The organism is Flavobacterium sp., from assembly GCF_047602195.1.
Lineage (GTDB): Bacteria > Bacteroidota > Bacteroidia > Flavobacteriales > Flavobacteriaceae > Flavobacterium.
Window position 1 is genome coordinate 659,881 of record NZ_JASGHW010000004.1, and the last position, 11,936, is coordinate 671,816.

Below are 11,936 nucleotides of genomic sequence, written 5' to 3' on the forward strand. Positions count from 1 at the left end.
TATCCAAAAGAGATTTTTACATTTTACTACTTGTCTAGCCCTAGTTTATAAGCCCTTCTCTGAGTCAACAAGTCGATATAATGGTCATAATCCTGCGCTTTTGTTTGATACAATTTCCAAATCTTCTCATGTGATGATACCATGAATTTTTCTTTTTCTATCGCTTCGATGATCTGGTTGACCAATTCTTCGGGTTCGATAGCATCTTCTTGCATAGCAGCCACTCCTACCGACATTGGTGTACGTACCGGCCCCGGGCAAACCACGGTGACCTTGACTCCGGCCTCACTGTAGGTCGCTGCAAGCCACTCGGCCAATCCGATACAGGCATGCTTGCTCGTGCTGTACAGCACAGAATGAAATTCGACCAACAAGCCCGCTGCCGAAGCCGTATTGACTAAATAACCGCTTCCTCTTTCAACCATTTGTGGCAGAACATGTTTGGCGGCATAGATTTGCGACATGAGATTTACGCCCATGGTAAAATCCCAATCAGCTTTTGAACTCTCGATGCCTCCAAATTTTGCAATCCCGGCATTTGAAACAAAGATGTCAATGCGTCCAAAGCGATTGGTGGTTTTTTCAACCAGATTGCGTACATCTTCTTCAATGGCTACATTTGCGGGGATGGGCGTGGCTTTTATTTCTGCGGCCTTTTCATTTAAGGCTTTCTCATTGATATCTGAAATGACCACAGTGGCACCTTCCTTAATGAAGCGCTCGGCCAGTGCGAGCCCAATTCCACTGGCACCGCCTGTAATCACTGCTATTTTTCCTTGTAATTCCATAATATTATTTTAATTGTTGAATAAGTCTTTAGATTGGGAAACCAGCCACTTAAGACCATTTATCCCCGGAAGAAACACATGTTCCCCTCCTTTTGTGACCGTGAAATCTGGAAGTCCCATAATATGCTTGCGGATTGGTTTTGCCGGATAAGTGTAATCGTTTGATAAATCGCGCCTTCCTATTATTGGGTCTGTTTTTTGTCCTTGCGAAATAAAATCACCGTCATTGACCCATTGAGACTGTACAAATTCAAATTGTCTGCCGGGATTTGCATTGACGAAAGCCACAACAATTCCTCTGTCTACTCCGTCGTCTTCTGTGGCATTCTCAGGGAGCAATGGTCCATAGGCCGCGCCACGCCTTAATAGCTTGTGGATTCTTGAGTTTGTGCTTGTGCCTTCGAGGCCGTCGCGTGGATTTACACGGCGGATATGGCTTCCCAAAGGCGTTTTCTTTCCATCGGGATCGTCATGCAGGTAATTGAAATCGTTGTTACGCATGGGGTCCCGTGCCAGTTCGAAATTGTCTTTCTCGGGAGAAAGAGATAGCGGGCAACCGCTTCTCCAACGCCCCATCATTTTAGCGGCGACGAATTCCTGTTCGTCCCGTGTTTGGCCATGCTGCTTTAGGAATTCACGAAAAAGATGAACTTTTTGGTAAATTTTTCGGATGGATATATAGGTTCCGTTTTTCCAGAATTCTTCTGGCCCGGGTCCAGTCGCAAGATTTCCAGTTTCATCAATGTAACCCAGTAAAAACTCTCCGGCTTTGTATGGTTTTTCTTGGCCGGGTAGTGGACTTCCACCCTCTCCTTCAATAAACGGGCGGGACAGTCCATCGGTATATCCGAAATGTTCGCGAAGGGTTGGCGGTACGCCCACTTCAAGTCGGCAAATGGTTTTTACCCCGGGTAGTTCAGCGATCGCCTTTTGGCCAATCCTTATTTTTTCTTCACGTAAAACTTCAGTTCCCGCCATCACGAACAAGCCGATATGAAATCCGGTACCGCCGTGAGGTAGATTCCAGTTTTCAGGATCGCTAGGACCTAGGTCCCCCAAGAAGCTTTTGCGGGCAGCCATGCCTTGCTTAAATTCAATAGGAAAACCATCAAGAATTTCTTTGGGTAAGCATAACCTTTTGAGACCTTCATGGGTGAATACAATGTTGATCCAGGCGTTTTCGGCCGGCGCATTCCAGTCGGCTGCTGAAGTGATGTGTGGGATTAGGCGTTCGATCAAGGCATAAGCCGATTTTGGATCTTCGATGCTGAACACCAAGTAAGAACCAAAATACGGCATTGGCCTATTGCGGAGCACGGTTCCTTGAATATTTTCCAGTTCTAGTGGCATATCCATTCTATATTAACTCATAGCATCTAAAACCTCACCGAAAGATTTATGTAGTTTTTGCATCTTGATAATGTCGCGTACTGTTACCTCTGAATTTGCTGCCCAAAAGAATTCCGCCGGTAATAACCTGTCTTTGACAAATTTGATCATCCCGGGGTTAGTGGATCCCGGATAGTCTTCTAATACCCCGGTCGCAACTGCGTCTAGCCATGGTCCTGCAAATTGTCCGATATCCCGAACGTAAGGCTCGAAATCGCCGTCATATACTACTGTTAGGATGTAACGAGTATCGTTATCGAAAATGACAATCCGGAAATTTTGGACTGTTCCCACTCTTGTTTCCCAATAGTTAGATTCTGCTTGGAATTGAGGTAATCGTTTGCGGAATAGTTCGGCACCACCTGGGGTAAGATTACCAATCATTGTTAACTCACCTCTTTTGCCCATCCTCAGACCTGGCCCGTCGGGTTGGCTTGAAATCTTGATTTCTTCGGCTGTGCGCTCGTTTTGGATAATTCCATTTGTTTCCATGTGATTTTTATTTTAATTGTTTAACCATTCTAGTATGAAATCTGCATCTTCTTTCCATGTTGGTTGTCCTAACACGAAATGATTTCGTCCCGGGAATTCTTTGTAGTTTACCACTGATCCGTTTTGCTTATATTGCTTGAAATTGCGATAATTCAAATGTGCGGGAATAATATTGTCCTCGGAGCCGGCAGTTATAAGTAAAGGGGCGTGTTGTTTTTTGAAATCAACCTTAGCTGCATCTGTAAGGCCGCCTCGTGAAACACGTTTTGACTCAGGTATGACATTTTCCTCATAGGCAGTTTTTTGGTCGTTCAAGTCCATCCCGTTTACGAACGCATATTGGAAATCCTTGAAAGACATGAGGTAGGGTTTGTCAAGGGACGTAAACAATCCCAGTGATTTCCAAGCTCCTTTGAGAAAGGAAAACTCATAAGGGACAATGCCTTTTGGAGGAACTGGGTGAATTGCGACACCTGCCGCCGCATACCCACGGTTAACTAGAATCTGGACAATCAATCCGCCCAAGGAATGTCCAACCAGGATGGGTTTTTGAGGATAACGCTTGACAATGTTTGCATAATGGTTGACCAATTGATCCAGTGTTAGCCGCGCTAAGGCGGTATTGTCGAATTTCTTTCGGAGTTCCTGTGGTGATTCTTCTTTGAAGGGCCATGGCGGTGCTGCTGTTTTATAGCCATGGGCTTCAAAATATTCCTGCCACTCTTTCCAACCAAGGTGAGAAACAAAGGCCCCTGTTATAAAAACTATGTCTTTTGTAAGTATGGATTTCATGTTTATTTTTTTTAGTTAGACCCACGCCCGAAACCGAACGGGCATTGGTTATGCCATCCGCCGCTGCGTTGGGCTGCGGAAACTTCGTAAACGCCTCGGCGGATTTGGATGATGGGATCGTCGGTGACATCTATGCCGTCTGTTAGTGCAGTGGGGTCGTGGTTCATGACAGTATCCCCGAATTCTTTTTCTGAAGCCGCATGTATTACGGAGAGCGTCCCAATTATGACACGTTTACGCTGTTCAGGCCAGAGTGCTGTGGCGTCATTTAATGGGTCTCCAGACTCGGCCAATTCTACAACAAGATTGAAAGTTACGGGCTGTTGACCCAAACGCTCTTCAAGTTCATCATAAAGGATGTGAATATCTTTATCAGATAAGTTCTCTACCGGTTGCCCTTTTATTCCATCGGTTGGTTCCCAATGAAAGCGGACCGGCGTGACTGCTTTTTTGTTGTTCGAAAGCAGGAAAGCGTGGATAGAATTGAACTCTGTATTTGCAAAGCTGATGGGAGCTGGGCTTTCGGCCCGCATTTGGAATACCTTTGCGGAGTTGGGGTTTTTTGCAAGAAATGCTTTGAGCCCCTCAAGGTTCGGCTTTCCTCCTGGTTCTGTCGGGAGTCCGGCGTCAAGCAATTCCCTGAATTGTTCTACCGTGTTGGCGATGAAGAGTTTTTGGCTCAACATAACAAGGTTGGTTACGCGTCCGTCAGGCAGATAGAAACGTACGGCCATCCCAACGGTTGCATTGAAGTGTGCATATGGGTCGCCGCCGCCCTTTGAAAATCTAATACTTACTGGGATTTCATTCCCCGAAAAATGTACCGCCCTAGAATATTTTGAAGCGTTCTCATTTGCACGAAATATACCTTTATAAAGTCGGCCGTCGGCATGAAGACTCCGATAGCCTTCGAATTTGCCCAATATCAGATTGATCTTCTCGACAATCTCGTTGGCATGTGTGTATTGACTGTGTTGTGACATAACGATTGATTTAACCATTGTAAAATTCCTTTTTTTCAAATCACGATTCAATGGAGGAATGCTTGTTTAAGTTGTCAAAATCATCGTGTCCGGATTTTAAAGATTGCTGAAAGGCAGTAAGAAAGAGAGTACTGAAATCACTATGCCAAACATAAAAACATGATATGTCATGCGCAGCAACCTGTATTTGTGTTGAAGTACTTTTCCCAGTAAGAATAGGTCTTGGGCGAGTGAATCGTAAAGGTAGTCGCGATCATATATCATTTCATGAAGTCTTTGCTGGAAATCTTCAAGATGCATGTGTGTGAAATTCCCAAAGAAGAGGAGATTTACTTTGCGTTGGTTTAAATCGTTTGTCGAAAAATGCATGTGGCTAACCTTCGGACGAGTCGATAGGATAGCGAAAATGATTGAAACAACACTGGAAAAAATAAGTATGAACGTAGGCAATAAAAAATGCTCTTTACCTGGATTGTTTAGCTTTGGGACCAAGGATGAAAGCGCCACGGAAATAATGATGGCATTTACCGAAAGGAGAATATTGGCTTTATTGTCGGCAATTTGACTCAGTTGGGAATGATTGCTCAAAGCAGATCGAAATAGCGTCTCTACCCCTCGTTCTAATTTTGGCTTTTTGTTCTTTTTGGGCTTCTCAATTTCATTCATGGCAGAAGGTTTTTATATGGGTTGCTTTTAGGTAAGGAGTAAGTACTTCCAACAATTCTTTTCCTGAGGAGCAAAAATGCAAGGATGGTATAAATGAAAAGCTGCATGATTTGGATTAGAATGTATTGCCATATATCTGGTAGCGAACCGTGTTCGGTCAATAGAATCCGGAACCCACTTACAAAAGGGGTATATGGGAACAGATTGGCAAAACCAATAGCAAATGCGCTGCTTTGATCACTCGGCCAACTGTAACCTGACGCAATGAAAACAGGCATTGAAAGTACCATAAGGAACTGAAGTGATTTGAGTTGCGAGCGAAATAGCAACCCTGAAATCATTCCAATTAAAAGTGCTGTCAAGACAAATGGAACTGCGATCAGTACAACTTGTAAGGAATGTTCGGGGTAAGGTTGTCTGAAAAGGGAAAAGTATATTGTATATACGCAGAGGCTGATACCTGATAGCAAAAAGTAAAATACTATTTTGGTCAATCCAAACAGGGCTATGGATTTTCTGGCTGCCCGCACTGAACGTCTAAACGAACGTTTTTCAAATTCAACAGAAATACTGAGCGCCATTACAACCATCGCTACCGATTGCAGGATAATGCCCAAGTAAGATGGCCAGATGTAAAGAAAATAATTAGAAGATGGATTAAACAGCCTAAAAGTATTCAAATGAAAAGCCTCGGTTTTTTTTCCTGCGCTGGCTGTCTTCATGGCGTTGAATGTCGACAGTACCGCCGTAAGTCCACGGTTGGTGTGCCCTGCGGGCATCAAGTTGGTGTTGTTGATGTAAACATTGATTTCAGGTTGGCGGCCCTGAAGCAAATCGGCCTCAAATTGATAGGGTATTATTACTGCGGCATAGTTGCTGTCGGCAATAAAGGTCCGGCGCAAGTCATAAACATCATGCTTGAGAATATTAACGTGCAAGAGGTCGGAATCTTTGAGCATGTCGGTCAACTGACGGCTAGAAGGTGAACAATCTTGGTCTACAATGACTATTGGCAGATTATCGAACTTTCCTTTGGTATATACCAAGCCAAACATCCCTCCATATAAAATTGGACCGCCTAAATATAAAACGACCATGATTTTATTTGAGAAAAAAAGGCGAGCTTCTCGCTTCAGCAATCTTAAAAGCCGATTCATTAGGTCGTTGGATTAATATTGGTAGGCAATTGTTTCTTTGCTTTTTTAATTTTGGAAGCAAGTAACCACCAAGAAAGGATTAAGTATACTACAATCAATATTGTCTGGTGTTTTAGTTGCGGGAGACATTCTGCCCAGTCAGCATCCTGTATCAACGTCATCCGAAGCAATCGTAGATAGGGTGTAAGTGGGACTATTTTACCAAAAGCGGCCAAAATCCAAGGGTCTTGATGTACCGGCCATGTGAATCCCGATAAAGTAAATGCTGGAGTTGCAATAGACATCAAAGTCTGTGAAGCCTTAAGTGGTATTGGAAATAGTATGCTGTACAAAATTCCCAATAGGGTTGCGCCTATGACCAATAAAAGCTGTGAGAACAATAATAGTTCAGGATGTTTTGGAAGTGGTACACGAAAAATGAAACTCAATATAAAATAAAGCCCAATTGTAAAAAGTGACATCAAGAAGTAGGGAAGAAGTTTAACCAAAATGAGGAGCAATGGTTTATCTGTAACAGATAAGAGCCCGGAATAATTGAATGTTCCCGCCTCCATTTCACCTGAAAAGCTGATGGCCAAAGCCAACAATAATAGTTGGTGAAGGGTAGCGAAAATTAATCCAGGCCATAAAAAATATAAATAATTGCTTCCCCGGTTGAACTCGAAAAAGGTATTTGATTTAATTGCCATATAATTTGCTGAAACTGTGCTAGGAATTCCTTTCTTCTGTAAGCTTTTGCTTATTAAGGAAGCATTCATTGCTGCTGTGCACATACTGACAGCACCACTTACTGCACCAGAGGATATGGTATTGGCCATGTTGAGATAGCAATTTACTTCAGGTTTGCGTTGCTGCAATAAATTGGCCTCGAAGTAATCGGGAATTACGACGATTGCCACCGCCTTGTGTTTAATCAAGGTTTGGTTTAAATCGATTGTTTCCGGGACTTCGGAAACTGGATTAAGGATGTTGTGATCGGCGAGCATTTGTACAAATTGTCGGCTGGATGGCGAGTCATCTTTGTCAACAATGACAATTGGTTGATTACGGATTTTGGCCTTTCGGTACACGAAAGCGTTTGTGAGTGACAATAACAACGGCAGCCCTAAAAAGGCAATAAGGAAAATCTTGTTGTTTCGGAAGATTGCGAACTCTCGCTTGAAAAGAAGGCCAAAATTTTTCATAGTTATGGCTTATCTAGGGTAACCGTAGCGTTATAAAGAAGTAATTGTGCTTTTAACACGTCATTGGGCACGACTTTAATTTCGTAAATCGCATCGTCCATTTCATAGTCGGGGTAAGCAGTGGTGATATCAGCGTAGCGAGGCATTTGCCGTATGACAGCAATTTTGCCTTCGAATGATTGTTCATTATAAGGGATTCTTACACTTTTTTCCTGACCTTTTGCAAATGATTTTATCTGGCTTTCGGGGATGGTAAACCGAAACCATGTGCTGTTTGGAATGTAACCGTTAAATAAAGGGAAACCAGCGGCAGCCAATTCACCTTCCCTTAAGCTGATTGTTTCGACAGACATATAATTTGTGGCGATAACGTAACGTTCGGAATAGGCTACTTCTATTTCTTCCAAAACACCTCCGGCTTGCTCTTGCTGGCCTTGTGTAGCAATTTTCGTTTCGAATCGCGTGCCTGTTTCGGCTTCATTGAGTTCTGCGGCCGTTGCGTCAAATTGGGCTTTGGCGCTTTGATATTTGGCATAATATTCATCGTGAGCCTGAGGGGACATCAAACTGTCAGCAAACATATTGTTCGCGCGCTGATAGGATTTGCGGGCGAATTCATATTGCTCATGGGATGATGCAAACTTAGCACGGAGTTGTTTCATCTGGTTTTTTGTGACACCGTTATCGGCCAAAAGGTGTTGTGCGGATGTTGCTTTTACAGCACCTTTGGCTTGGGCAATCTTTGCGCTTACTTCCGGAACATCTAGCATGGCCAAAGTATCACCAGGTTTCACCAAGTCACCCTCGCTCACGTACAGTTTTAAAATCCTTCCGGTCACCTTTGGTGAGAAAGCTATGGTTTCGCGTTTGATTTTGCCATGCAATGAAGAGTCTTTTTTATGACATCCTACAAGCAAGATGAATAAAGATGCGGTGATAAAGTAGAGGTATTTCATAAATCGTTATTATTCGGTTATTGAATCGGCACTAAGTTTTCCTGTTGCCTGAAGCAAGGCAATTGCGGCACGTCGTTGGTTGAAAATCGACTGGATGTAAGCTAAGGCGGAGGCTTGAAAGTCTTCTTCGGCTTCTATCAATTGGGATGATTTTATTAGTCCTGTTTTGTATTCCGAAGTTGCTTGTGTCAGGGCATTAAAAGCCGTTTGCCTGCGGGATTTTCCTACCTCCATACTGCTTAAAGCAACTTGATAATCGGATTGTTTACGAACGAGGTTTAGCTCGAGTTTATCTGTCAATTCATTTTTATCATTTTGTACTTTGTTTTTTTCCATCTGTGCTCTTTGGACTTCCCGGCGGCCTTCATTTGCATCAAAAATGTCCCATTTGAGCCCGATACCTGCACTGAACATTGGGAAAACGTCGAACCCCGGCATGCTGCGATCCAATGGTTCTCCACCTTCAATTACTGCATCACGACTTTTGATATGGCCATTTGAAATGCCAAGATATTTAAGTGATGTTACAGCTTGAAGTTTTGGCACAATCCACGTTTTCTCAGCTTTTATTTTATGGTCTGAAGCGGCGACGACGGCCTCTGAAGCTTGTAATTCGGGACGGTTTGAAACAGAAAGGTCGTTTGTTTGTGTATTAACCGGGGATAGTTCAGGGGTTATTGCGGAAAGTTTTGCTTTATCGATATCTGTCATTAACCATAAATATTCAAGGACGATTTCGAGTTTACCGCGGTAATCTAGTTGACGTGCTTTTAGTTGGGCTTGGGCCACCTCTATTTTCTGATGCTCATATTTGGTAATCAGACCATATCCTAAAGCTTTATCGGCAGTCCTCATATCAGTTGCCAAGCGTTTCTCGCTCTCCTCGAGTACAATTTGTATTTGACGGAGTAAAGCCAATTGATCATAGGCAGAGATAATTTCGGAGATAAGCTCTTGACGGTCTTTTTCGAGAAGAAAACTAAGGGCTTTTTGTTTTTCCGTCAAGACACGTCTTAAGTGCGTTATTTTGCCACCAGAAAAGAGTAGGGCTGAAATCCCTAGCTCGGCTTCGAGCAAATTGGAACGGGTTGTGAATTTATTATTCCCTTCTGCAATCTCTACATTAAGGCTTGGGATTGAAAGCCCAGGGGAGTCAATGAAATAGGAACTTAGGAGGTAAGCATCCTTGGCACCGAATTCTACTTTTGGTAAAAAGGCTTCTCCTAACTTTTTCCTGTCGAGAATTGTCATCTCCACATCGAGTTGGCGATTGGCGAGGTTGTAATCTTTTTTGAGGGCTGCGGTGATTATGTCTGTTAAAGTAACTTGCATTCCTTGTCCTGAAGATAGATTGGACAGAAGGAAAAATAAAAAGAAAAAGTATTTCGCATTTGAGACCATGTGAAGCGGATTATTGCGTTTCCGCAAAGCTATCGCCCCAGATAAGGTATTGCAATTGTCAAATGGCTTTAATACTTGTCCTTTTTATTAATATGACGTTTCCAAAAGAATCTACTTTAGATAATTATAAATAGCTTCTTGCGGATGTTGCTCGATTGAATTTGTTGCATTGGATTGTAACGAGACGAGATGTAGCAATCTGCTTTTTATTTCTGGATCATAGATTGGGAAACATATTTCAATACGGCGATGAATGTTACGCCTCATCCAGTCGGCTGAGCCAAGGTATACTTTTGGATTGCCATTATTGCCGAAGACAAAAATGCGGCCATGCTCTAGGTATCGCCCGACAATACGGATAACTTTAATATTTTGACTCAAATCATCGATGCCGGGAACTAAAGCACATATTCCCCGCACTATGAGTGTTATTCTCACGCCAGCCAGAGATGCTTCGTATAGTTTGTCGATTAACGTCTTTTCTTCGAGATTATTTAATTTAACGGTTATCGACGCTGCGAAACCAGATTTGGCAAACTCAATTTCATTATCAATAAGCGCGATAAAGCTTTCGAGTAGATTTGATTTTGCGACCAAAAGTTCTTTAAATCCAGAAAAGCTATTGTGTGTTTCCTGTCGTTGTTTACGAAGCAACTTGAAAACTGAATCAAGTTCTTTTGTTAGGCGAGTGTTTGAAGTGAGCAAAATATGGTCGGTGTAGAAACGAGCTGTATCTTCATTGAGATTACCAGTGGCCAAGAGTGCGAGTGGCTTTTGATTACAGCGCCTTTTAAATTTAATCAATGAACATTTAGCATGTACCTTAAGTGAGGGTCGGCTGTGAACTATTTTTATGCCTGCTTCGCGGAAACGTTTTGTCCATTTAATATTATTGTTTTCGTCAAATCTAGCTTTTAGTTCTATTATAACGGTAACTTTCTTACCATTTGCTGCTGCACTGATCAAAGAATTGGCAATAATGGAATCAGTGGCCACACGATAAAGTGTTACGTACAGAGATTCAACATCAGGGTGAATTGCCGCCTCGTTAAAAAAACGCAAGACTGTCTCATAAGAATCGTAAGGAGGATTGATTAAAAGGTCTTTCCTTCTAATGTTATCGAGTAAAAGACCGCCATATTTGTTCAATTTGTTGGACGGCCAATCAGGATATTCCAAGCTAGGTTTTTTGTACGGGAATTGAGCCAAATCTTTTAAATTGTGATAACTACCACCCTTAACCTTTATGGCATTACTTAAGTTTAATGAATGTATCAAGTGTTGAAATACTTCATCAGGCATTGCTTCGTCGTAAAGTAGTCGAGTAGCGATACCGTAATCCCGTTTTGCTAGCTTTCTTTCCATTTTTTTGGCAAGATCACCTGTGTAGTCATCGTCAAATTCTAATACTGCATCCCGGGTAATCTTGAATGAGTGGATTGATTTGATATCAGTATCGGGAAATAAATTCTTGATGAAACACTTTATGAGGTCATCAATGAACAATATATAGTGAATGCCTTTTTCCGAAAGGCATGTGAATCGATTTGTTTTGTCTGAAGGGATATTGATCAAAATATGACCATGCTTTTTTTCAGAGGAATATTTAGCAATGAAATAGAGCTTGTTGTTCTCTGGAAAGAAATCGCAATTTTCTAAGACTTCAGTATATTTTAGGTAGGCTAAAAGTTTATTGAAAAAGTATCTTGAAGCAGAATCTAATAGGCTGTCTGGAATAATAGCGTTATATAAAAGTATAACATTTTCCTTTTCGAGTGATGGTAGAATTTGTTCTCTTAAAATGTTACCGAAGTAAGATTGTTGACGATTGACGATGTCGGACGCTTTAGACAAAATATCATTACTGTTATTTTTTGTGTTTTTGCCGACTTTTTTAAGGGCGTTGAGGGCAGGAATTCTAACGCGGTAAAATTCGTCAAGATTAGAAGAAAAAATAGACATGAATTTGATTCGTTCGAGAAGAGGGGTGTTTGAATTAGCAGCTTCATCTAATACTTTGCCATTGAATGAGAGCCAACTTATGTCACGATCCAGATATTGAAATTTTGTGAGTTTATCTTCTAGTTCCATATTCTATAAATATATGGCTCCAAATTTGGCAAAATTC

Annotated in this window: 11 protein-coding genes; all 11 read right to left on the minus strand. The window is 42.0% G+C overall.

Annotated features, from left to right (window positions below; translation table 11 throughout):
* Positions 1-26 precede the first annotated feature (26 nt).
* Positions 27-788, minus strand: coding sequence for an SDR family NAD(P)-dependent oxidoreductase (locus QM717_RS09190; protein ID WP_415037063.1), 762 nt, complete (start codon positions 786-788; stop codon positions 27-29).
* A gap of 9 nt (positions 789-797) precedes the next feature.
* On the minus strand, positions 798-2,138 hold the full coding sequence (locus QM717_RS09195; RefSeq protein ID WP_415037065.1) for a Dyp-type peroxidase: 1,341 nt from the start codon (positions 2,136-2,138) through the stop codon (positions 798-800).
* Positions 2,139-2,150: 12 nt separating this feature from the next.
* On the minus strand, positions 2,151-2,669 hold the full coding sequence (locus tag QM717_RS09200) for a hypothetical protein (protein WP_415037067.1): 519 nt from the start codon (positions 2,667-2,669) through the stop codon (positions 2,151-2,153).
* Between the two features lie 12 nt (positions 2,670-2,681).
* Positions 2,682-3,461 carry an alpha/beta hydrolase gene (locus tag QM717_RS09205; protein ID WP_415037069.1) on the minus strand — a complete coding sequence of 260 codons (780 nt, stop codon included), beginning with the start codon at positions 3,459-3,461 and terminating at the stop codon, positions 2,682-2,684.
* 11 nt (positions 3,462-3,472) lie between these two features.
* On the minus strand, positions 3,473-4,444 hold the full coding sequence (locus QM717_RS09210; RefSeq protein ID WP_415037071.1) for a catalase family peroxidase: 972 nt from the start codon (positions 4,442-4,444) through the stop codon (positions 3,473-3,475).
* 96 nt (positions 4,445-4,540) lie between these two features.
* Entirely contained in the window at positions 4,541-5,110 is a 570-nt protein-coding gene (locus QM717_RS09215) for a Pycsar system effector family protein (protein WP_415037073.1), read from the minus strand.
* Positions 5,107-6,267 carry an ABC transporter permease gene (locus QM717_RS09220; protein WP_415037075.1) on the minus strand — a complete coding sequence of 387 codons (1,161 nt, stop codon included), beginning with the start codon at positions 6,265-6,267 and terminating at the stop codon, positions 5,107-5,109. Before QM717_RS09220 ends, QM717_RS09215 begins: the two co-directional genes overlap by 4 nt.
* Complete coding sequence (locus QM717_RS09225; protein WP_415037077.1) at positions 6,267-7,451, minus strand: ABC transporter permease; 1,185 nt, start codon at positions 7,449-7,451, stop codon at positions 6,267-6,269. Before QM717_RS09225 ends, QM717_RS09220 begins: the two co-directional genes overlap by 1 nt.
* 2 nt (positions 7,452-7,453) lie before the next feature.
* The gene (locus tag QM717_RS09230; RefSeq protein ID WP_415037079.1) at positions 7,454-8,407 is read right to left on the minus strand and encodes an HlyD family secretion protein; all 954 of its coding nucleotides are present in this window, start codon (positions 8,405-8,407) and stop codon (positions 7,454-7,456) included.
* 9 nt (positions 8,408-8,416) lie between these two features.
* Entirely contained in the window at positions 8,417-9,808 is a 1,392-nt protein-coding gene (locus QM717_RS09235; RefSeq protein WP_415037081.1) for a TolC family protein, read from the minus strand.
* Positions 9,809-9,919: 111 nt separating this feature from the next.
* Positions 9,920-11,899 carry a polyphosphate kinase 1 gene (gene ppk1 / locus QM717_RS09240; RefSeq protein ID WP_415037083.1) on the minus strand — a complete coding sequence of 660 codons (1,980 nt, stop codon included), beginning with the start codon at positions 11,897-11,899 and terminating at the stop codon, positions 9,920-9,922.
* Positions 11,900-11,936 lie beyond the last annotated feature (37 nt).

Bases quoted from the DNA above. Each gene is read 5' to 3' on its own strand.
- QM717_RS09195 (WP_415037065.1), bottom strand. From the start codon at position 2,138: ATGCCACTAGAACTGGAAAATATTCAAGGAACCGTGCTCCGCAATAGG.
- QM717_RS09235 (WP_415037081.1), bottom strand. From the start codon at position 9,808: ATGGTCTCAAATGCGAAATACTTTTTCTTTTTATTTTTCCTTCTGTCC.
- QM717_RS09215 (WP_415037073.1), bottom strand. From the start codon at position 5,110: ATGAATGAAATTGAGAAGCCCAAAAAGAACAAAAAGCCAAAATTAGAA.
- QM717_RS09205 (WP_415037069.1), bottom strand. From the start codon at position 3,461: ATGAAATCCATACTTACAAAAGACATAGTTTTTATAACAGGGGCCTTT.
- ppk1 (WP_415037083.1), bottom strand. From the start codon at position 11,899: ATGGAACTAGAAGATAAACTCACAAAATTTCAATATCTGGATCGTGAC.
- QM717_RS09225 (WP_415037077.1), bottom strand. From the start codon at position 7,451: ATGAAAAATTTTGGCCTTCTTTTCAAGCGAGAGTTCGCAATCTTCCGA.
- QM717_RS09190 (WP_415037063.1), bottom strand. From the start codon at position 788: ATGGAATTACAAGGAAAAATAGCAGTGATTACAGGCGGTGCCAGTGGA.
- QM717_RS09230 (WP_415037079.1), bottom strand. From the start codon at position 8,407: ATGAAATACCTCTACTTTATCACCGCATCTTTATTCATCTTGCTTGTA.
- QM717_RS09220 (WP_415037075.1), bottom strand. From the start codon at position 6,267: ATGAATCGGCTTTTAAGATTGCTGAAGCGAGAAGCTCGCCTTTTTTTC.
- QM717_RS09200 (WP_415037067.1), bottom strand. From the start codon at position 2,669: ATGGAAACAAATGGAATTATCCAAAACGAGCGCACAGCCGAAGAAATC.
- QM717_RS09210 (WP_415037071.1), bottom strand. From the start codon at position 4,444: ATGTCACAACACAGTCAATACACACATGCCAACGAGATTGTCGAGAAG.